Here is a 21,774-nt window from a genome sequence, read left to right as displayed (position 1 = left end):
TTTAATTAAAATCCAAAACTAAAATTTTTTAATGGTAAAAAATAAAATAGAAATCCCATCTACAGACATATCTGCTTTCGTAGTTCACGGAATTCAGGAAAAAAAAGGGAATGAAATAGTGCGGTTAGATCTTAGAAATATTCACAGTTCTGTTGCAGATTTTTTTGTGATTTGTCATGCAGAATCATCTACCCAAATAAGAGCTATAGCAGATAGCGTAGAAGAAGAAGTTTACAAAGCAACTGGGCAAGAGCCTTCAAGAAAAGAAGGTTTAATACATGCTGAGTGGGTGATTCTAGACTATTCGGATGTTGTAGTACACATCTTTAAAACAGATAAAAGAGCTTTCTACGGTATAGAAGATTTATGGGGAGACGCAGAAGTTAAATTTTATCAAAGCGCCTAAAACCACAAAGATATTATCAAGAAGAAAATGAAAGAAAATCAAAATAAAAAATCAATAAAAAAAGTTCCCGGCAAACGTGTAGTTCCAAAGCCACCAAAATTCAATATCATGTGGATTTACGGTGTGATTATACTAGCCATTTTAGCAGTTCAGTTTTTCATGAGTGGTAATAATTCTAAGTTAATTACTTACCAAAAATTTGAGCAAGAAATGCTAAGAACCGGCGATGTAGATAAATTGGTAGGGTATAAACAAGAAGACCTTTACATTGCCGAAGTTTATATTAAAAAAGATAGTTTAAAAAAAGATAAGTTTAAAGATGTTAGAGATAACTCTAATTTCTCTGTAACAGGAACCAGTCCGCAATATTATTTTAAAGATGGTTCTTTTGAAGCTTTAGAGAAACGTTTGCAAGCTTCGCAAGAAGGCGTTCCAGAGGGGCAGCGAGTAAATGTTCTTCCAGAAACCAGAAGTAACCCAATCTCTGGATGGTTTTGGAGTGTGATATTCCCAATTATCCTTTTTGCTTTATTGTGGATATTTATCATGAGAAGAATGGGTGGTGGTGCCGGAGGCGGCGCTGGTGGCCAAATCTTTAATATTGGCAAATCAAAAGCTACACTTTTTGATAAAGAATCTCAAGTAACCGTAACTTTTAATGATGTTGCAGGCTTAGAAGAAGCTAAGCAAGAAGTAATGGAAATTGTAGATTTCCTTAAAAATCCTAAAAAATACACCAATTTAGGTGGTAAAATCCCTAAAGGAGCTTTATTAGTTGGCTCGCCGGGTACAGGTAAAACTTTGTTAGCTAAAGCTGTTGCAGGCGAAGCGCAAGTGCCTTTCTTCTCTCTATCAGGTTCAGATTTTGTTGAGATGTTTGTTGGGGTTGGTGCATCAAGAGTAAGAGATTTATTTAAACAAGCTAAAGAAAAAGCACCTTGTATTATTTTTATTGATGAGATTGATGCTATAGGTAGAGCAAGAGGTAAAAATAGTATGGTTGGCGGTAATGATGAGCGTGAAAACACCTTAAACCAGTTATTGGTTGAAATGGATGGTTTCGGTACAGATTCTGGTATCATCATCATGGCAGCAACCAACAGACCAGATGTATTGGATAGCGCTTTATTACGTCCAGGTCGTTTTGATAGACAAATTTCTATAGATAAGCCAGACTTAGTAGGTAGAGAGCAAATTTTTAAAGTGCATTTACAACCTTTAAAACTTGCTAAAGAGATAGATCCTAAAAAACTATCAGCGCAAACTCCAGGTTTTGCTGGTGCAGAAATAGCTAACGTTTGTAACGAAGCCGCTCTTATTGCGGCTAGAAGAGACAAAGAAGCTATTGATATGCAGGATTTCCAAGATGCTATTGACCGTGTGATTGGTGGTTTAGAGAAAAAGAATAAAATCATATCTCCGGAAGAAAAGAAAATTGTTGCTTATCACGAGGCTGGTCATGCTATTGCAGGTTGGTTCTTAGAACATGCAGATCCATTGGTTAAAGTTTCTATTGTGCCACGTGGAGTAGCTGCTTTAGGTTATGCACAATATTTACCAAAAGAACAGTTTTTGTATACTACAGAGCAACTTTCTGATGGTTTATGTATGACGATGGGTGGCCGTGTTGCAGAGGATATCATCTTTGGTAAGATATCTACAGGAGCACAAAATGACTTAGAGCGTATTACCAAACTTGCTTATGCTATGGTTACCATTTATGGTATGAACCCTAAAGTAGGTAATGTTTCTTTCCACGACCCTAATAACGAGTACAATTTCAGCAAGCCTTATTCTGATAAAACTGCTGAATTGATTGATATTGAAGTTAGGTTATTGATAGAAGGTATTTATAACAGAACTAAAGAATTACTTACCGAAAAAAGAGAAGGTTTAGAGCTGCTAGCTCAAAAACTTTTAGAAAAAGAAATTTTGTTTCAAAGTGATTTAGAAGAAATTTTAGGTAAAAGACCATTTGACCACAGAACCACTTATGATGAATTTGTGAATGGTAAAGAAGGTGGCGAGCAAGGTGTGATTGCAGAAAATATACATCCAGAACCTGTTGGTGATAGTACAGAACCACTTAAATCAGAAACATCAGAAATATAAATTTAAATCCCCTGTTTCAGGGGATTTTTTATATCCTAAATTTGCAGCTTATAACATAGGAAATGAAGGAAAGTACTTCTAAAGAGAAATTACTTAAAAAAATACGAAAAGCTTTATTAGAGAAAAGAGATAATCCATATCCTAACTTGGAAGATCTTCCTTTATATCCGCCAGTAGATGAACTACCTGAAGTGGTATTTGCTGAACAATTTATAAACGTAAGCGGTCAGTTTGTTTTTTGTGAGGATGAAATACAACTTATAGAAAACATTTTACTTTTGGCGGATGAGAAAAAGTGGCGCAAAATTTACTGCTGGGAAAAACCTTTACAAGATTTATTAAGCAAATATGGATATCCGTTTTACGAAACGGATAAAGATTTTGAACTGGCAGAAGTTGGCTTTACCTTGTGCGAAGCACTTATAGCCAGAAATGGTTCTATTTTAGTAAGCAATGCCAGTGCAGCTGGCAGGAGGTTAAGCATATACCCCCATTTTCATGTAGTGATAGCTTATACTTCACAAATGGTGATGGATTTAAAAGACGGGTTTAAATTATTAAAAGATAAATACGGCAATAATTTACCTACAATGATTAGTACCATTACTGGTCCAAGTCGTACTGCTGATATTGAAAAAACATTGGTTATAGGTGCCCACGGCCCCAAAGAACTTTTTGTTTTCTTGTTAGATGATTCTTATCAATAATTAGTTTTCTCTTAAAAATACTAAAAATTTTAGTATTTTTAGGTTATGTTGAACAATGAAGAATCTTACTTAAAAGGTCGTGGTGCGCAGGGAAACATCAATAATAAATTCCAAAATTTAAAATATAGTTTAGAACATATTGAAGGGTTAGATGAACCTTTTATTGATGAAATCAAAACCGAATTCATCAAAGAATACCCAAAGAAAATCATCAGCGAAAGCAATAGCCCGGATTTATCTTTTGTAGCATCAGTTAATCCATACCATGGTTGCGAGCATGGTTGTATTTATTGCTATGCCAGAAACTCGCATGAATACTGGGGCTTTGATGCAGGGTTAGATTTTGAAAGTAAAATCATCATAAAACCTAATGCTGCACAACTTTTAGAACAACAATTAAACAAGCCTAACTACCAACCTAAAGTTATTTTACTATCAGGAAATACCGATTGCTACCAGCCTGCAGAAAGAAAATTTAAGATAACACGGTCGTTGTTAGAAGTATTACTAAAATATAAACATCCGGTTAGCATTATCACTAAAAATAATCTTATCCTTAGAGATTTAGATTTATTACAAGAATTAAACAAGCATGACTTATTACATGTAAATATCTCTATTACTTCATTAAATGAAGATTTGCGGTTAAAATTAGAACCTAGAACTGTAACAGGCAAAGGCAGATTAAAAGTTGTAGAAACTTTAGCAAAGCATGATATACCTGTAAGAGTAATGATTGCCCCCATTATACCAAGTTTAAATAGTCATGAAATTACGGATATTGTTAAAGTAGCTGCATCTAACGGGGCGCAAGCTGCTGCTTTTACCATTGTACGTTTAAATGGTGCTATAGCTCATATTTTTACAGATTGGATAGCAAAAGCTTTTCCAGATGCTGCCCAAAAAGTATTGCACCAAATACAAGCTTGCCATGATGGTAAGTTAAATGATTCTAGATGGGGAAAACGTATTTCTGGAGATGGGATAGAGGCGCAGGCTATACATCAGCTTTTTAATTTAGCTGTTAAGAAATATCTAAAAGGAAGATCAATGAAAATCCAAAGATTAGATCTTTTTAGAAATGATTTTAATAGGCAAACAAGCTTGTTTTAAAATAAATATTTCCTAATCCCAATACTTTATACTAATTTGGTATATAGTACAAATCTAACGCATGACCAAATCAATTAAAGCTGTTATTACTGCAACCGGAAGTTATATCCCTGGTGTTATAGTTAAGAATGAAGATTTTATTAACCACGAATTCTTTGAGCGAGATGGGCAACGCATCAATCGCAGTAATGCAGATATCATAAAGAAATTTGTTTCCATAACTGATATAGAAGAGAGAAGATATGCAGCACCTAAGCAAACAGCTTCTGAACTAGGGTTTTTAGCCGCCCAAGATGCCTTACAATCTTCTTTGATAGATCCTGAATCTTTAGATTATATCATTGTAGCACATAATTTTGGAGATATTACCCACGGTACAAACCGTTCTGATATGGTGCCTACTTTGGCAAGTCGTATTAAACATAAGTTAGCAATTCAAAATCCAGATTGCGTAGCTTATGATTTACCTTTTGGTTGCCCAGGATGGGTGCAAGGCTTAATACAAGCCAACTATTATATTAAAGCTGGCGATGCTAAAAATGTTTTGATTATAGGTTCAGAAACCTTGTCAAGAATTACTGATCCGCATGATAGAGATAGTATGATTTATGCTGATGGTGCCGGAGCAGTGATATTGAGTGCATTAGAAACCGATGAAAATGTGGGTATACTATCGCACAAAACGCAAACGCATACCCAAAATGAAGCTTGGTTTTTAAGAATGGAAGGTAGCAGCAAAGAAGATTATGCCGCTTACACTGATATTTTCTTAAAAATGGATGGGCGTAAGGTTTATGAGTACGCTTTGAAAAATGTACCGTTAGTAATGAAAGCAGCTTTAGAAAAAGCCAATTTAAATCCAGACGATGTAAAGAAAGTACTAGTACACCAAGCTAACGGAAAAATGGATGAGGCTATTTTGAAAAGATTTTTTAAGCTATATGATATTGATGATGCACCAATAGATATAATGCCTATGTCTATTGCTAAATTGGGTAATTCATCTGTAGCTACAGTTCCAACATTGTTAGATTTGATATTAAAAACTAAATATGAAGGACATGAGATTAAGAAAAACGATGTTGTATTATTTACTTCAGTAGGTGCAGGTATGAATATTAATACGGTAGTATATAAATTTTAAAAAGAGGCTTCATAAAATTGTATTCATTATTTTAAACAAAGTAAAATACTTTTTGATATCTCCAGAAAAGGCTTCAGCTTTTGGCATATAGAATACTGAATGATATTCTAAAAGTCTTAATGATTAAAAAGTTTCGCTATCTGGCGGAATGCCATAATCTATGGTTGGCTTCTTTTTACTTTTTAGAGTTGAGTTTATCCATGAACTTGCTTTATCTATTAAACTGCTTAACTTGTTTTGGTTAACATTTTGGGGGTTGATAACTCTTTGAGATAATAAGGTTAATACAGATTTTAGAAATAAACCATTGCCTCTCAATAAAGTTTTATTAAGCACCATTGGGACAAGTATTCTTGCTAAAGAGGTTACCCAATCAGCATTTTTAGGATTTATTCCGTGTTGTTTTGGAGTATTGAAACCTAAGAAAGAGCCAATTTTTTTTAAGAAAGTAAACGGAGATTCTATAGCATCTTTAAAACTTTGTTTCTTTTTTAAGAAGTAAAGTTCTTGTTCTGCTTGTTGCAAGCGCAAGGATTTTATTTGCGCTCTTAACTGTTGAATATTTTCTATGTTAGTTTGATTTACCACTATTATTCCTCCTCCTGTTTTTTGAAAATTTTCCTTATCATATTGTTAACTATCGGTTTTTCTAGGTATTTATCTTTGATAGCGTATACAATTACCGCTATTAAAAAATAGAAAAGAGAAACTAGGAAAAATCCTCCGTAGCTGTTACCCAATAATTCTGATATATAAAAGCCAAATGCCAAACTCACGAAAAGAAATGCAAGTACCAGAAATATAATTACTAAACCGTCAGTAATTAAGTTGGCAAAAAGCAGTACTCCTTTTTCTACAAGGGTCAACTTAGCAAGTTTCATTCTTGTATGAAGATGCTCTTTGATTTTTTCTATTAGTTCTTCCATAACTTAGCGTGGGTCTGTCATTTTATAATTTTCATCAAATTTTTAGGCATGCTCTGTGTCATTAGCATATTCGTCTTCTGCCTGTTTAATTTTAGATTTTATATTTCCTACAATTTTTTCTTTTAAATCTGTTAGGTTATCTATTTCTTCAGCAGCTTTTTCTTTGATGCTATCGCCTAAATTTTTTAAAGATTCGGCAAGTTTATCTCTCGTATCTGAACCTTTTTCTGGAGCAAATAATAAACCTAAAGCAGCACCAGCAGCTAATCCGGCTAAAAGTGCTATTACTGTTTTTGAATTGTCTGTCATGATGATTGTGTTTTAATGTAAATATAATTTTAAGTAAGAAAATACCTTGCCAAAATATATTTTATAAGCTATCAATTTGAATTTTTGTTTTCCAGATGACTTTCTAATCGTTCTGTAGCAATAATATCTATTTCATAAATTTCTGCTAAATGTATGAACCATGATAATAGTAAGGGTCCAAAAACTAAACCTACGAAGCCAAACATTGGAATACCTATAATCACTCCAATAACTGTAATAATAGGATGTGTATCGGCCACTTTTTTATTGATGATGAAGCGTATTACATTATCTATATTGATGAGTATGGTTAAAGTAAAAACACTTAAAAAAATAGCATTTCCGGTATCTCCATTTAAAAAAAGTATAATAGCTGCGGGTAAAGTAATAAGTGGAGCGCCTATTACAGGCAAGAAGGATAGGAAAGTACCTAATACTCCCCAGAAAATAGCATCATTTATACCAACTAGAAAAAATGATATACTTACTAATAAACCTTGCACAATAGCTATTAAACCTTGCCCTAAAATATTTGAATAAGTGGTGTTTCTTAGTTCAACTGCAAATTTTTTAGCATGATGCTCTCTTAAAGGAGCATATTTTAACAAGATATTTTCAAAAGTATCCATTTGTACCAGCATAAAATAAAGTACAAAATACATCAACGTAAGCGCTAAGAAGATAAAAAATGCCCCACCAACAAATGTGGGAAATAGTTCTTGAATGAATAGAGATAATTTATTTACATATTTTTCTACCAAATGAGGCTGGTTTAGTTTAAGACCTACAAAATCATCTAATCTTGAAATAAGAGCTTTTAATTGAAATTGATCTTGTTTGAGGCTACTCACTTTATCAATAATCATATAGCTCAGCACAAAAAATGGTAAAATTATAATAAGGAACGATAGTAAAATGATGGCACTTGCGGCAACGTATTTTTTAACTTTCTTACACAAATAAATATATAACGGTTTAAAAATAGTGTAGATAACAATGGCGCCTAAGAATGCGGTAAATAAGTCTCTTAAACTATACAATATAATTACCGCAAGAAGTAGTAATACGATAAGAACAATAGAATTTCTTTGCTTAAATGTAAAAACCGACATATCTAAATATATAAAAGCTTTTAAAACAAAAAAAGCTCCGAAAATGATATTCCGAAGCTTTTAATAATTTTCTTTTTAGAATTTACTGTACTTTTGCTTGAGGTATTACCAAAGCGCAACCAGAGCCATCTACTTTAGTACCCGCAGGAGTATTAGGACATTTATCCAAATGATCTGCAACACCATCACCATCGCTATCTTTTTTAAGATCTTGCACATCTTGTTCTGCTTTAGTTGTACGATCTTTTAATTTATTAACGTCCTCACGTAAAGTAGAGTCTTTAAGCTCATCATACATAGTTGCTACTGGGTTTGCCCAAGTTAAATTTGGTTTTGTTTTAGAACCTAGTGCAAATTCTAAACCTGCATGTGTGTAAGAAAATTTATCTTTTGAGTTTTCTTTTCCGTAAGTAGCGTCTAAATTATCTGCATCTAAGAAGTTCATGGTATAACCGATGTTAAAACTAACAACTTCTGAAACTTTAAATTTTGCACCAACACCTACAGGGATATAAACACTTTTAATAAAGTCTTTGTCTCCAGAAGAGCCTGCTCTGCCTTTCCAATCAACCAAAGCATTTGCTTGGTTGATATAGCTTGGTGCGTAAGCTAAAGTACCCATACCAGTAGAAATGTTAAAATTTAAAGCATTTTCTCTTTTTAAGAAATCAATAGTTGCAACATTAGCTACTCCTCTTAAATCAATACCGAAACCAATTTGGGTATCAAAAGATCTGTAATCACCTATTCTTCCTCCTGGGGCATCAGCATTATTACCAGATAGAGTACCAAATACTGCGTTTAATTGCAAGCTAAAAGCATGTGCAACTTGTTTATTTAAGCTAATGCCATAACCAAAATTAGCATCCCAGTTGGTATAATCGTCTGAACCACCAATAAGTACTACTGGAGTTAAAGCTCCACCATGAATACCTACAGACCAAGTTCTGTATTGGTCTCTGCCACCAAAAGTTTTAGCTGTAGAGTTAGTTGTTTCCTGTGCAAAGGTTAGCGTTGTGCTAGACACAAATAGCGTTAATGCTAAAAAAAATTTAATGTTTTTTCTCATTTCTATTATTTTGAATTACAATGTTAATGAAAATCTGTTTATTTAACATGATGTATTAAAAATTTAATTATAAAGAATTCCATAAATGAATCTGATTGCTTATAGGAATATATATAGAGAAAGTAGAACCTTGGTTTGAACTTTTATCTAAGTTTATTTTCCCTTTATGATTAATTAAGATTTTTTGAGCGTTAGCTAAGCCCATTCCCAAACTTTTAGGTTTTGAGCTATAAAAAGGTTCAAAAATTCTTTTTTGATCTTCTACGGCTACGCCAGAACCATTGTCTGTAATTAAAATTTGTATTTCGTTGTTGTGAGTTTCTGTTTTTACAGTAATATAGTTAGCCCCCGCCTCAACAGCGTTTATGAAAACATTTTGTATAGCTTGTATAATTTGTTCTTCATCAACATCAATAGTAATATCTGTTGTGTTAAACTCTTTATCAATTTTTAATAGATTATTGTTTAATTGATCTTCGGTTTTGATGATGACCTCTTCAAGTATGTGGTTTAATACTTTAGTTTGGATATTAAGTTCTCTGTTTTGGGTTGAGCTTACTAAATTAGAAACCAATAGATTTATTTTATCAAAATTGGTTTTTATAATGTTTAAGTAAAGATTTATAGTTTCATCATTGGTGTTTAAATCTAACTTAAGTTGTTCTAGTGATAAATTAATATTTGATAATGGATTTCTAATTTCATTGGACAAGCCTTTAACTATCCTTTCTGTTACTGCAAGCTTCTCCATATCAACAATAGTTTTTTCTTCTTTTTTCCTATTGGTTATATCATGCACAATACAATAATAGAGTTCTTCTGTAGCGTGTTGGTCTATTTGTAAAAATGCAGAGATAGCTACTGTTTTTAACTCTTTATTTTTGGTAATCAATTGAGTCTCAAAATCATGAGTTGAGCCTTTTTCATCCATAAGCTGTACAAATAAGGCGTTGTCTTTGCGGTTTGCATATAAATCTGCTCCTTTAATAAGACTTAGTTCTTCTCGGGTATATTTAAAGAATTTTAATCCAGCCTCATTAATATCTCTAATAGTACCCAGTGAGTCTATAATTAAAAATGGTTCTTTAGAGCGCTCAAAAATAATCTTAAATTTATTTTCACTTTCTTTTAGTGCTTTTAGGGTGAAAGTGTGCTTTAAAGCATAACGTATAGAGCGCTCTATGGTATAAGGGTCTATTTTATCTTTAATAAGATAATCTGCTGCACCTATTTGAAGTGCTTCATCGTCTACTTTAGAATCTCCTTTACCAGTTAAAATGATGATGGGTTCTCCAACGTTTGATTTGATAGCCTCTTTTAAAAGATCTAACCCTGTATATTTACCCAATCGATAATCAACCAAATAAATATCATAATGACTTTTAAGCATGGCATTAATGCCTTCTTCGTAGTTATTTATCCAGCTTAGGCTATAATTTTCCTTTTGTGGGATATCGTTAAATATTTCTTTAGTAAGGATATAATCATCCTCATCATCATCTATTAATAATACTTTTACAGCTTTCATATTATTATGTATTATCCGTATGATTTTATTAAATCTCCGGCTATTTTAAGCATTTCGTTAAACTTGTAAGGTTTAGTGATGAAATCACTAGCGCCCATTTTTAAACTATCTGTTTTTTCTTGTTCACTTCTGGAGGTAGTAAAAATTACTACCGGTATATTTTTTGTTTTTTCATGTTCTTTAATAAAGGCTAATACTTGGCGGCCATTAATTTTGGGCATATTTAAATCAAGAAGAATAAGATTGGGCCTTGGCTTATGACGCTTTTTTTTAAGAATTTCAATAATTTTCTCTCCATCTTCAAAAAACACCAAAGGTTTGATATAATTAAACTCTTTAAAAGCCTCTTTTAGCATCAATCTATCATCTGGGTCGTCTTCAACAATCCAAATAGCATTGCTTATATTTTCTTTACTCATTTAAATTAATAAGGTAATATAATGGTAAAAATGGTTCCTTCATCAGGCTTGCTATCTGCAAGTATAAAGCCTTCGTGTTTTTCCACTATTTTTTTACAAACGGCTAAGCCTATGCCTGTTCCTTCATATTCATTTCTGGTATGAAGCCTTTGAAAGAGTGCAAAAATTTTATCGGCATATTCAGGGTTAAAACCAATACCATTATCTTTTATTTTAATTACACAATAATCTTTATGAGGATAAATGCCAGGTAGTTTTAGTGAAATTCCGTTTATAATTTCTGATTTTACTTCTATAACAGGTTTAACATTTTCTTTACTAAATTTAATGGCATTGCTAAATAGGTTTTGGAAGAGCTGCCTTATTAAGCTTGGAATACCTTTTATAGCATGATTTACCATAATATCTATGGTTACACCCTTTTTTTCAATGGCATATTCTAAATTTTCTAATGTCATTTGAATTTGCTCATATAAATCTACCTGGATAAAGCCTTCGTCTCCACGCGTTACTCTAGAATAGGTTAGTAAATCATCTATAAGTATCTGCATCCTTTCAGATGCGTTTTGCATTCTTTTAATGTAATCTAAGCCTTCTTCAGAAATTTCTTGAGCATATTTATTTTGAAGACGATCTCCAAAGGCTCTAATTTTTCTTAAAGGTTCTTGTAAATCATGAGAGGCTACGTAGGCAAATTGCTCTAAATCTTGGTTAGACCTATTTAATTCTTCTACTTTAGACTCCAAATCTTTTTGAGTAGCTTTAATCTCCGAAATATCGTGTTTAACTACCATAACGCTAAAAATCTCTCCGGCAATGTTTTTAACAGGCACATAGTCTATTTTATAAAATCTATTATTTTCTTCTTTTTCAAAAGAAATTTCAAGACCTGAAAAGGCTTTGTCAAGAGATTTTTTGATTTTTTCTGCAAAATCATCATGATATAAATCTTTTACAGAAATGCCAATGATGGGTTGTGTTTTAAAATTTAAATCTTTTACTATTGGGCCATCTAATAGGATGAGTTTATAATCCTTATCAAACATAATAACGGCCGAGTCTGGAACATTTTTAGCAATAGTCTTATAAATACTTTCTGTTTTTTCTAGTAAGATAGCAGTATTTTTAAGCTCAGTAATATCTTGTATGGTACCTAAAACTTTAGTTAAAGGTGTTTTATCATCTGTAATAATTTTTGCTGTTCCGTATAAAAATCTTACTTCCTTATTAGGTCTAATTACACGATACTCGATAACAAAATTACGCTTTAGATTATAGGCTTTTTCAATGACAGATTTGCAACGCTCAAGGTCTTCGGGATGGATTAATGTTTGATAAAATCCAAAATCTAGTTTTATATTTTCAGGGTCTAAACCATGTATTCTGTAAAGCTCATCAGACCAAAAGATGTCGTTTGTACTTTCATTCCATTCAAAACTTCCGTTATGAGAGATAGATTCTGCTTCTTTTAAAATAGCTTCATTTTGTTCTAGTTTAAAAGTTGCTTCTTTAAGTTTAGTAACATCTAAAATAGTTCCTATAATTTTATTTTCCGTTTGGATATATTGCCCTTTTATTTGTAAAAAGCGTAGTTTTTCTGTTTTTTTATCTAATATTTGATACTCTAATTGAAAAGAGCCATGCTTTTTCTTACAGTTTTCTAAAGTTTGTAAAAAATTGCTTTTATCAGTTTCTTGTAGCAAATAAAGAATAGCCTGTATGGTGGGTTTTGTTTTTAGAGGATGCAAATTTAAGACGTCATAAAGAGCATCAGACCACATCATTTTATCAGTAGCTATTTGTATCTCCCAGCTACCCATATTTGCCATAGACTCGGCGTATTTTAATAAATTTTGTCTGCTTTCTAAGTCTTGCTGTATTTTTTTCTTTTCTTGAATTTCTCTATCCAGTTTTAAATTGATTTGATGTTGTTTAGAAATACTTCTAGAATAGTTTAAGCTAATACCAGTTAAAGGGATAAAATAAGTAATTAGCCTTAGAAACTGCGCTACATTATAGTTAGCATCAAAAGGAAAGGCAGCAATAGACATGTGTACGGCTGCAAAAATTGCAGGTATCATGCTTAAAACTAAAAGTTGAGAAAAAATACTTGGATTTGCTTTTATAACATTAGGCATGATAACAGAGCCCCATAAAAAAAACAACCCTATGATGAATAATTCTGTTGGGTGTATAAGAAAAGAACTTGTTGAAATAAAATAGTTTGATACTGATGTTAAAGTGAATAAATAGCAAATAACCAGAATAGTTATAACCGCAAACAAGAGTGCTAATAATTGTAATAGTTTAGCTTTTTGTTCTAATTTTCTAATGGTTTTTGTTTTAATGGTTAGAATTAAGCTAGTACCTAAAATTAGTAATACAACCTGTAATAACCTGCTTGCAAACCAGGTAACATATAAAGCTTCGTTATAATTGATAGATAATTTAATAAGATTTGCTGCAACCAAAAGATGTAAAAGGTCTATGATAGCTGTACTTATTAAAACCAACCCAATGATAGGGGCGGATATATCTTTTTTAACTTTAAAATCAATAAGTGTTAAAATGCAAGTAAAAATACCTGTTGCAACGCTAAATAAAATCCAAGCAGTGTTAAAGGCTTTGCCTAATTGGATATTTTTAAAATTTTGATTGTTTTCAAAAGAGATGATATGATAACCCAGCAAATTAATATCTAGTTGCAATACCGAGAGTACAAACGGGATGATACATAAAGTAAAAACCGCAAGAAAATAGGGAATAGGAATATCAAACCCTTTTCTAGATTTTAAAAATGAGAGGTTAATTTTAAACATTTATTCTAGATTAATGGCTTTCATTTTATTATAAAGCGTTTTCCTGTCAATATTTAAAAGTTTAGCAGCTTTGGTTTTGTTAAAATTTACTTCCTTAAGTACTTTTAATATGGTTTCGTATTCAGCTTCTAAGGCAGCATTTTTTAAGTCGAGTTTTCTTTCTCTTCTACCTTCTCCGCCACCTGCTGGTTTATCTAAAATGTTCTCTAGTGCTGATAACTTTGTAAAAGTGGATATTTCTAGCGGTAAAGCTTTAAGTAAAATATAGTCTCCTTCTGTTAGTAAAACAGCTCTACGCATCACATTTTTAAGCTCTCTTACGTTGCCTGGCCAGGTGTAGGTAAGAATACATTCTTCTACCTCTTCACTAAAACCTTTAACATCACGATTAAGTTCTGCATTGGCGGCACTTAAAAAGTGTTCAGCAAAAATGAGTATATCTTTGCCTCTTTCTCTTAAAGGAGGCATATAAATGCCAAACTCATTAAATCTGTGGTATAAATCTTCTCTAAATTTACCTTTAGCTATAGCATCAATTAAGTTTTCATTGGTAGCTACTATGATTCTTACGTCTAAATCTATTTCTTTTGTAGAGCCAATTCTTTTTACTTTTCTTTCTTGTACAGTTCTTAATAAGGCGGCTTGTATTTCATAGGAAAGGTTTCCCACTTCATCTAAAAATAAAGTGCCTCCATTTGCCATTTCAAAATGACCAATTTTGGTGTATAATGCACCTGTGAAAGAACCTTTTTCGTGTCCAAAAAATTCTGAACCTGCTAACTCTTTGGTTAAAGAACCGCAATCCATGGCAATAAAAGGCTTATCTCTTCTATTACTTTTCATGTGGATGCTTTTAGCTACAGACTCTTTACCCGTTCCGCTTTCTCCAATTAAAATAACGCTATAATTGGTAGGGGCTACAAGTTCTATTTGCCTCATTAATTCTTTAGCTGCAGAGCTTTGTCCTATTACATATTCATCAAAACCTCCCGAAATTTTTTTAGGTTCCTTTGATTTAGAGGTTTCAGTAGTAACAGGTGTAGGATTGTCTAATTCCTCATTTAAAGCTTGCTGAGTTTCAATGGCTTTATTGATGGTGTTTAAAATCTCATCAGGATAAAGTGGCTTTGTGATATAATCATAAGCACCCATTTTAATAAGTTCTACAGCTAATTTTATATCAGAATAACCGGTGATGATGATAACACCTGTTCTAGGATAAAGTAATTTGATTTTTTTTAATACTTCTCTTCCATCTGTATCTTCTAACCTAAAATCGCAAAGTACTAGGTTAAAGGTTTCTTTACTGAGGATATCAAATGCTGAAGTTCCTGAAGTTGCAGTCTTTATCTCAAAACCGTTTCTTGATAGGAATTTAGAGAGAAGTAGTCCAATGTTAACTTCATCATCAACGATTAGTATTTTTTTCATATCTGTATTTACTTACCAGAATAGCAACTTTTAACAAGTTTCTTATAAGCGAATATAGATATTTATTTTAAATGGGAAAATAATTCTACATAATTAATTTTAGATACTTTATTTTTAATTATAAAAATATTTAAAATCTCATTAGTGAAATTTAGGCTTACGCTTTTCTAAAAATGCTGTTACGCCTTCTTTAAAGTTTTGGCTAGAGAAGCAGTTTCCAAAAGCTTGTATCTCTGCGTCATAACCACTTTGGCTATGGTTAAAAGCATTTATAGCTTGTAAGGCTGCTGCAATAGCTTCTGGCGAGCGACTCAGTATTTTTTGCATCATAGCCGTTACTTTTGGTAATAAATCTGCTGCTGTTACCACATAATTTATCAAGCCAATTTTTTCAGCTTCTTCTGCAGAAATCATATCGGCTGTTAAAATCATTTCAAAAGCTTTTCCTTTGCCCACTAGTTCTGTTAGCCTTTGAGTACCGCCATAACCTGGAATTAATCCCAAACTAACTTCCGGAAGCCCAAGTTTAGCATTTTGCGATGCTATTCTGATATGGCAAGCCATAGCTAATTCTAACCCACCACCCAAAGCAAAGCCATTAATGGCTGCGATAACAGGTTTCTTACAGTTAGCAATTAAATCAAAAACCTTTGTTTGACCTTCTTTAGCTAAATTTTTACCTTGTTGTACATTAAAATCAGAAAATTCTTTAATATCGGCGCCAGCAACAAAAGCTTTTTCACCTTTACCGGTAATGATGATACCTTTTATTAAATCATTATTTAATACGGCTATCAAACAATCATGTATTTCTGCTAAAGTATCTTTATTAAGCGCATTAAGTTTCTCTTCTCTATTGATGGTTAAATAAAGAATGTTGTTTTGTATATCGGTAAGTAGATTAATATAGTTTTTCATGATTAAAAGTCTCTATGTGTTAAAACCCAGTCTTTAATATAATTTACAATGGCTAGGGTATTGGTCCCCGGTGGAAATAATTCGCCAACACCTATTTTCCTGAGCGCTTGCATATCTTCATCAGGAATAATGCCGCCACCTGTAACCAATACATCATCCATACCTTTTTCTTTCATCAAACTGATGATTTTAGGAAAAGCAGTCATGTGTGCACCAGATAATATAGATACGCCTATAGCATCCACATCCTCTTGTAAAGCAGCATTCACAACCATTTCTGGCGTTTGCCTTAAGCCTGTATAAATAACCTCCATACCGGCATCTCTTAAAGACGTGGCTATTATTTTTGCTCCACGGTCATGCCCATCTAAGCCAACTTTGGCAACTAAAACTCTTACTGGTCTGTTCATTTCTTGCATATCAAACAGGTTTCATTGGTTTTATATAAATGTAAACAAAATTTTGGCTGTTAAGTTGATACAAGACAGAAATAAAAAGCACAAAAAAAGCCGAGTCGTTCATCACAACTCGGCTTTTTTTATAATTTTAAATAAGATTATTTGTTAATGTACATTACTTCTTTAACCGCTTTAACAACACGGTCTGCATTTGGTAAACTTGCTGCAATTAGCGTAGGAGCATAAGGTAAAGGAACATCAGCACAAGTGATACGTAAAACTGGTGCGTCTAAATAATCAAAAGCATTTTTTTGTACGTGGAAAGCTATTTCAGATGAAATAGAAGCTAGCGGCCAAGCCTCTTCAACTACTACCAGTCTGTTTGTTTTTTTAACAGAAGTTAAAATGGTTTCAAAATCAATTGGCCTTACGGTTCTAAGGTCTATTACCTCTACATTAATTCCTTCTTTATTTAATGCTTCTACAGCAGGTTCTATTACTCTGCTCATCATTTTACCGAAAGAAACAATAGTTACATCGGTTCCTTCTTTAACAACTTTTGCTTTACCAATTTCTATGTAATACTCTTCTTCTGGGACTTCTCCTTTATCGCCATACATCAACTCAGACTCCATATAAATAACCGGATCTGGATCTATAATAGATGATTTTAATAAGCCTTTTGCATCATAAGGGTTTGATGGAACTACCACTTTTAAACCAGGGCAGTTAGCAAACCAGTTCTCGAAATTTTGAGAGTGTTGTGCGCCTAATTGTCCAGCGTTACCAGTAGGGCCTCTAAAAACAATTGGTACAGAAATTTGACCACCAGACATAGATAACATTTTAGCTGCACCATTAATAATTTGGTCTATTGCAACTAAAGAGAAGTTAAAAGTCATGAATTCTACAATTGGGCGTAAGCCATTCATGGCAGCACCAATAGCAATACCAGCAAAACCAAGCTCGGCAATAGGCGTATCAATAATTCTTTTTGGACCAAATTCATCAAGCATACCTTGGCTAACCTTGTAAGCACCGTTGTACTCGGCAACTTCTTCGCCCATTAAGAAAATTTTATCGTCTTTGCGCATTTCTTCGTTCATGGCTTCACGAAGTGCTTCTCTGTATTGTATTACTCTCATTACTATATCTTAAATCTGAATTTACGGAACGCAAATATAAATATTGTTGCCTGAATTGCAATTAGTGTTATGTGCTTAGAAATCTATTTTTTACCAAACTGTGGCTTAAATTTCAAAACTTTGATGGCGATGGGGTATTTCTATGTTCTGAAAGCCTTTTTCATGCAATTTTTGTTTAAAAATTTGTTGTGTATCGGGCTCACCGTGTACTAAAAATATTTTTTTGGTGAGCATTTTATCTTGATTTTCGATAAAACGGATTAAATCTTTTTGATCGCCATGGGCACTCATGGTTTGTATACTTACTATTTTCGCATTTACTTGATAGTAGTCGCCAAAGATAGATACCGGGTTAACACCACTTTTTAAACGCCCAGCTAAAGAGCCAGATTCACTATAGCCCACTAATAAGACGGTACAATTTGGATTTTCTATATTGTTTTTGATATGATGTTTTACCCTGCCAGCCTCAGCCATACCCGATGCAGAAATAATAACCATTGGTGTTTGATCTTCATTTAAAGCTATAGAAGCTTCGGTATCTTCAATAAAAGATAATCCTTCAAAATCAAAAGGATCATCATCATGTTTTAAGACCTCTTGTACTTTATCGTTAAAATTCCAAGGATGCGCTTTTACCACCAAAGTAGCTTTTTCTGATAAAGGGCTATCTACATAGTATTTTGCCTTAGGCAAAACGCCTTTTAATTCTAAACTGTTAAGCGCATATAGTATTTCTTGGGTGCGCCCAACACTAAAAGCAGGAATAATAACTTTTCCTCTTCTTTGGATGCAGGTGTCTTGAATTACTTCTAATAGTTTACCTTCTGTTGGCATGGTTGTATCGTGTAAACTATCTCCGTAGGTGCTTTCAAGGATAACGTAATCTGCTTGTCTAAATGGGGCAGGAGATTTTAACAGTAAATCGTTATAACGGCCAACATCGCCACTAAAGGTTATTTTAGTGGTTTTATTATTTTCTGTAATATCTAAATGTACGGCCGCACTGCCTATGATGTGGCCAGCATCTGTAAATAAAAGTTCAACACCATCTGTTATGGTATAAGGCTGGTTGTATTTTACCCTTTTAAAAAATGAAAGTGCTAATAAAGCATCTTCCATAGTATAAAGTGGCTCTACTAAATTTTTATTCAGTTTTGTTCTTTTTTTGTTGATGAATTTAGCGTCTGACTCTTGAATTTTTGCAGCATCTTGAAGCATAATTTTACAGAGCTCTCTGGTAGCCGGTGTGCAAATAATATCGCCAGTAAAACCTTCTGCAACTAAGCGAGGTATTAAACCAGAATGGTCTATATGTGCATGAGATAAGACTAAAAAATCAACCTCAGAAGGTTGAAAACCGAAATGTAAATTCCATTCTTGAGTTTGTTTTCCATGCCCTTGGAACATGCCACAATCTAAAAGAATTTTTTTACCATTGGCCAACTCTAATAAATGTTTGCTACCCGTAACTGTTTGCGCAGCACCATGAAAGGTTATTTTCATATCTGATTTTTAAAAAAGCAATTTAGGTATTAACTATTGATATTTTAGAAAACAATATGTTTCTTTGGTTTTTAAACCAATTACCCTATTTATGAAAAATTTAATCAAGGCTACAGCTTGTATAACATATTTTATGTTATCAACTTTTTCTTACTCCAATGCAAATGATTTTTACGCTCAACAAAAAGAAGCTAATCGTAAAGCCGATTATGTTTATGTACAAGTAGATGAAAACCCTGTATATGTGGATGGCTTGGAGGGGCTTGAAAAGTTGATGAAAGAAAATCTTAAGTATCCTAAAAATGCTTTAGAGAATAATATTGTAGGATTAATTCATTTGGATTTTATAGTAGAAAAAGACGGGAGTTTAAGTGATATTTCTATAACTAGAAATGTTAAAGGCTCTGGTCTTGGAGAGGAAGCTAAAAGATTGTTATCCTTAGCTAAAAAATGGAAAAGCGGCGTAAAAAACGGCGAAAAAGTACGTGTAAATAGAAGATTAAATATTACATTTTCCTTAGAAAACAATAATCCAGACCTTAAAATTAAGCTTTTTAGCCCTCCCTTACCTGAAAATTTAGATGCAGTTTATACATTAAATCATAATCAAGCCGAGCCTGCAAACGGAGTTAAAGAGTTTGAGCGCTTTTTAAATAAAAATTTACAATATCCTGCAGGAGCATTAAACAAAGACTTAGAAAAAGTGGTGATGGTAAATTTTGTTGTAGATAAAGATGGTAGTTTAACAAATATAAAAGTGTTAAGACCTGGCGGTTTTGGTTTTGATGAAGAAATAACAAGGTTGTTAGCTATGTCTCCTAAATGGTCATCAGGCTCTATCAATGAAATTTCAGTGAAGAGCAGTAAAACTATGGCTTTTAAATTTACCTCTTTTAAAACTATAGAAATATCAGAACCGCTGAAAAAATAAAGGATAAAGCGGCTTAATAACCGCTTTTATTTTAATCAGCTTTAGCTACAACTTTTACTGGTTTGCCTATTACTTTATAATTACCAATACCCGCTAAAACAGCGTTGTATTTTTGTTTATCGTTAAAAAACTCTTTTGCTTTTTTAATCTCTTCATCGTACTGGAAAGTTTGTACAATACGCCCTTTTTCATAGTAATAACGTTGTACAATTTCAGATTCTAAAACTCGCATAATCTCTGCTTTATGGGTTGTTAAATCTGCCTTTTTACTATTACTTAAAGTGTTTTGTAAAGCTTCTATTTCTGCTTTTACATCGTTTAATTTCTTTTCTTTTTGAGCTTCTTCTTTCAAATTAGCTAAAAGTCTTTCTGAGGATGTTTTGTAAGTGATATTCTTATCCTTTATAAAGTTTAAGAAACTATTATAATCAGCATCAGATAGTTTAAAGTCTGGTGCAGAGGTAATAGTAGGGTTGTTTTTTACAAACAGATTTCCAAAATCAAACACATGGTATTTAGATACTAGGGTTTGGGTAATTTGATGATACTTATAAGGCTCAATATGAATATCAGGATAAATACCGCTACCATCATAAACTAAACGACCGCCTTTAGTTTTATATTCGTTAATTAAAGAATCTGATACTTTTTCTACCATCCCATCTTCTGTACGGTGGGCATAATCCAAAGCCTGTATACATCTTCCTGATGATGTGTAATATTTAGCAACTGTTACTTTTACTAAGGTGTTATAAGGTAAATTAAAAGTTTGTTGCACTAGGCCTTTTCCAAAACTACGCTGACCAATAATAACCGCTCTGTCTAAATCTTGCAAAGAACCCGCTACTATTTCTGATGCCGATGCAGACCTGTTATTGATTAAAATGGCTAAAGGTAAATCTGGCTCAAGAGCGGATAAAAATGTTTTATAATTGATATTCTTTTCTGGATTTTTTCCTTTCTGAGATACCACTTCAACATCTTTGCCCACAAATAAATTGACAATTTTTACGGCTTCTTGTAAAATTCCACCTCCATTATTTCTAAGATCTATAATTAAGCCTGTTGGATTATTTTTCTTAAGCTCTACCAAAGCATCTTTAACTTCTTGGGCAGAGTTTTCTAAAAACTTGTCTAATTTGATATAAGCTGTATTACCAATCATACCGTAATAACTTACGTTGGGTTGTTTAATATCTGCTCTTTTAATTTCTTTTTCGAATATTTTACCATCTCTGGCAAGCTTTAATTTTACAGGGGTTTCTTTTGGTCCTTTTAACAATAAACTAACCTGTTCATTATTTTTCCCTTTCAGGATTTGGTCATTAATCGCAATAATTTCATCACCTGCTTTTAAATCTGCTTTTTGCGCCGGGTATCCTTCAAATGGATCTGATATAAAAACTCGCCCATCTCTATGAATAACTGCTGCACCAATACCACCATATTGGGTGCTTACATATTTCATTCGGTAATCTTCAATCTCAGATTCTGGCACAAACTCCGTATAAGGGTCTAAATCACTCAGCATAGCATCAATACTGGTTTTGATAAGTTTTGCAGAATTTACCTCATCCACATAATTGAGATTAAGTTCTTTATATACCGATGCGAAAATGTCAAGATTCTTAGAAACTTGAAATAAATCTGTTTTGAAAGAGAATGCTAAAAGAGCAATGCTCAGCAAAACGGTTAGGAGCTTAATTTTTCTATACATGTTGAATATGTTAAAGATGCGGAGCGTTTTTGAAGACTATTATATAACAAGCTATTAAGGTAGT

General features: G+C 32.8%; 20 protein-coding genes. 6 read left to right on the top strand and 14 right to left on the bottom strand.

What is annotated here, in order from left to right; translation table 11 throughout:
* The first annotated feature begins 31 nt into the window (after positions 1 to 31).
* The 5 genes from rsfS (at position 32) to B2745_RS04965 (ending at position 5,482) form a co-directional block, all read left to right on the top strand.
* Entirely contained in the window at positions 32 to 406 is a 375-nt protein-coding gene (gene rsfS / locus B2745_RS04985; RefSeq protein WP_026902711.1) for a ribosome silencing factor, read from the top strand.
* Positions 407 to 433: 27 nt separating this feature from the next.
* The gene (gene ftsH / locus B2745_RS04980) at positions 434 to 2,518 is read left to right on the top strand and encodes an ATP-dependent zinc metalloprotease FtsH (protein ID WP_304064169.1); all 2,085 of its coding nucleotides are present in this window, start codon (positions 434 to 436) and stop codon (positions 2,516 to 2,518) included.
* Between the two features lie 62 nt (positions 2,519 to 2,580).
* The gene (locus B2745_RS04975) at positions 2,581 to 3,225 is read left to right on the top strand and encodes a LutC/YkgG family protein (RefSeq protein WP_304064168.1); all 645 of its coding nucleotides are present in this window, start codon (positions 2,581 to 2,583) and stop codon (positions 3,223 to 3,225) included.
* 45 nt (positions 3,226 to 3,270) lie between these two features.
* Complete coding sequence (locus tag B2745_RS04970; protein ID WP_304064167.1) at positions 3,271 to 4,338, top strand: PA0069 family radical SAM protein; 1,068 nt, start codon at positions 3,271 to 3,273, stop codon at positions 4,336 to 4,338.
* A gap of 61 nt (positions 4,339 to 4,399) precedes the next feature.
* On the top strand, positions 4,400 to 5,482 hold the full coding sequence (locus tag B2745_RS04965) for a 3-oxoacyl-ACP synthase III family protein (protein ID WP_304064166.1): 1,083 nt from the start codon (positions 4,400 to 4,402) through the stop codon (positions 5,480 to 5,482).
* A 123-nt stretch (positions 5,483 to 5,605) separates the two neighbouring features.
* Here the strand turns inward: B2745_RS04965 and B2745_RS04960 are convergent, their stop codons facing one another.
* From B2745_RS04960 to B2745_RS04900, 13 genes are all read right to left on the bottom strand, one after another.
* Positions 5,606 to 6,070, bottom strand: coding sequence for a hypothetical protein (locus tag B2745_RS04960; RefSeq protein WP_026902706.1), 465 nt, complete (start codon positions 6,068 to 6,070; stop codon positions 5,606 to 5,608).
* A gap of 2 nt (positions 6,071 to 6,072) precedes the next feature.
* Entirely contained in the window at positions 6,073 to 6,408 is a 336-nt protein-coding gene (locus B2745_RS04955) for a phage holin family protein (RefSeq protein ID WP_026902705.1), read from the bottom strand.
* A 42-nt stretch (positions 6,409 to 6,450) separates the two neighbouring features.
* Complete coding sequence (locus B2745_RS04950) at positions 6,451 to 6,717, bottom strand: YtxH domain-containing protein (RefSeq protein ID WP_026902704.1); 267 nt, start codon at positions 6,715 to 6,717, stop codon at positions 6,451 to 6,453.
* A 71-nt stretch (positions 6,718 to 6,788) separates the two neighbouring features.
* Entirely contained in the window at positions 6,789 to 7,829 is a 1,041-nt protein-coding gene (locus B2745_RS04945; RefSeq protein ID WP_026902703.1) for an AI-2E family transporter, read from the bottom strand.
* An 82-nt stretch (positions 7,830 to 7,911) separates the two neighbouring features.
* Positions 7,912 to 8,898 (bottom strand): OmpA family protein, encoded by a 987-nt coding sequence (locus tag B2745_RS04940; RefSeq protein ID WP_304064165.1) that lies wholly within the window; start codon positions 8,896 to 8,898, stop codon positions 7,912 to 7,914.
* Between the two features lie 67 nt (positions 8,899 to 8,965).
* The gene (locus tag B2745_RS04935; protein ID WP_304064164.1) at positions 8,966 to 10,426 is read right to left on the bottom strand and encodes a hybrid sensor histidine kinase/response regulator; all 1,461 of its coding nucleotides are present in this window, start codon (positions 10,424 to 10,426) and stop codon (positions 8,966 to 8,968) included.
* An 11-nt stretch (positions 10,427 to 10,437) separates the two neighbouring features.
* Entirely contained in the window at positions 10,438 to 10,845 is a 408-nt protein-coding gene (locus tag B2745_RS04930) for a response regulator (protein ID WP_304064163.1), read from the bottom strand.
* Positions 10,846 to 10,850: 5 nt separating this feature from the next.
* Positions 10,851 to 13,664 (bottom strand): PAS domain-containing sensor histidine kinase, encoded by a 2,814-nt coding sequence (locus B2745_RS04925; protein WP_304064162.1) that lies wholly within the window; start codon positions 13,662 to 13,664, stop codon positions 10,851 to 10,853.
* On the bottom strand, positions 13,665 to 15,095 hold the full coding sequence (locus B2745_RS04920; protein ID WP_026902700.1) for a sigma-54-dependent transcriptional regulator: 1,431 nt from the start codon (positions 15,093 to 15,095) through the stop codon (positions 13,665 to 13,667).
* Positions 15,096 to 15,236: 141 nt separating this feature from the next.
* The gene (locus B2745_RS04915; RefSeq protein WP_304064161.1) at positions 15,237 to 16,013 is read right to left on the bottom strand and encodes an enoyl-CoA hydratase/isomerase family protein; all 777 of its coding nucleotides are present in this window, start codon (positions 16,011 to 16,013) and stop codon (positions 15,237 to 15,239) included.
* 2 nt (positions 16,014 to 16,015) lie between these two features.
* A complete protein-coding gene (locus B2745_RS04910; RefSeq protein ID WP_304064160.1) occupies positions 16,016 to 16,432 on the bottom strand; it encodes a cobalamin B12-binding domain-containing protein in 417 nt (138 codons plus the stop codon).
* Between the two features lie 137 nt (positions 16,433 to 16,569).
* On the bottom strand, positions 16,570 to 17,556 hold the full coding sequence (locus B2745_RS04905) for a pyruvate dehydrogenase complex E1 component subunit beta (protein ID WP_026902695.1): 987 nt from the start codon (positions 17,554 to 17,556) through the stop codon (positions 16,570 to 16,572).
* Positions 17,557 to 17,661: 105 nt separating this feature from the next.
* Positions 17,662 to 19,062 (bottom strand): MBL fold metallo-hydrolase RNA specificity domain-containing protein, encoded by a 1,401-nt coding sequence (locus tag B2745_RS04900; RefSeq protein WP_304064159.1) that lies wholly within the window; start codon positions 19,060 to 19,062, stop codon positions 17,662 to 17,664.
* Between the two features lie 91 nt (positions 19,063 to 19,153).
* Here B2745_RS04900 and B2745_RS04895 point away from each other — a divergent pair, with 91 nt between their 5' ends.
* Positions 19,154 to 19,993, top strand: a complete 840-nt coding sequence (locus tag B2745_RS04895) for a TonB family protein (protein ID WP_304064158.1) — start codon at positions 19,154 to 19,156, stop codon at positions 19,991 to 19,993.
* 31 nt (positions 19,994 to 20,024) lie between these two features.
* Here B2745_RS04895 and B2745_RS04890 read toward each other — a convergent pair whose 3' ends face one another.
* Positions 20,025 to 21,710 (bottom strand): S41 family peptidase, encoded by a 1,686-nt coding sequence (locus B2745_RS04890; RefSeq protein ID WP_304064157.1) that lies wholly within the window; start codon positions 21,708 to 21,710, stop codon positions 20,025 to 20,027.
* Between the last annotated feature and the right edge of the window lie 64 nt (positions 21,711 to 21,774).

The sequence above is a fragment of the Pedobacter glucosidilyticus genome (genome assembly GCF_002483235.1).
In the GTDB taxonomy this organism is placed as follows: Bacteria; Bacteroidota; Bacteroidia; order Sphingobacteriales; family Sphingobacteriaceae; genus Pseudopedobacter; species Pseudopedobacter glucosidilyticum_B.
The sequence above is the reverse complement of the archived record's forward strand: the minus strand, read 5'-3'. Positions and strand labels throughout refer to the sequence as shown.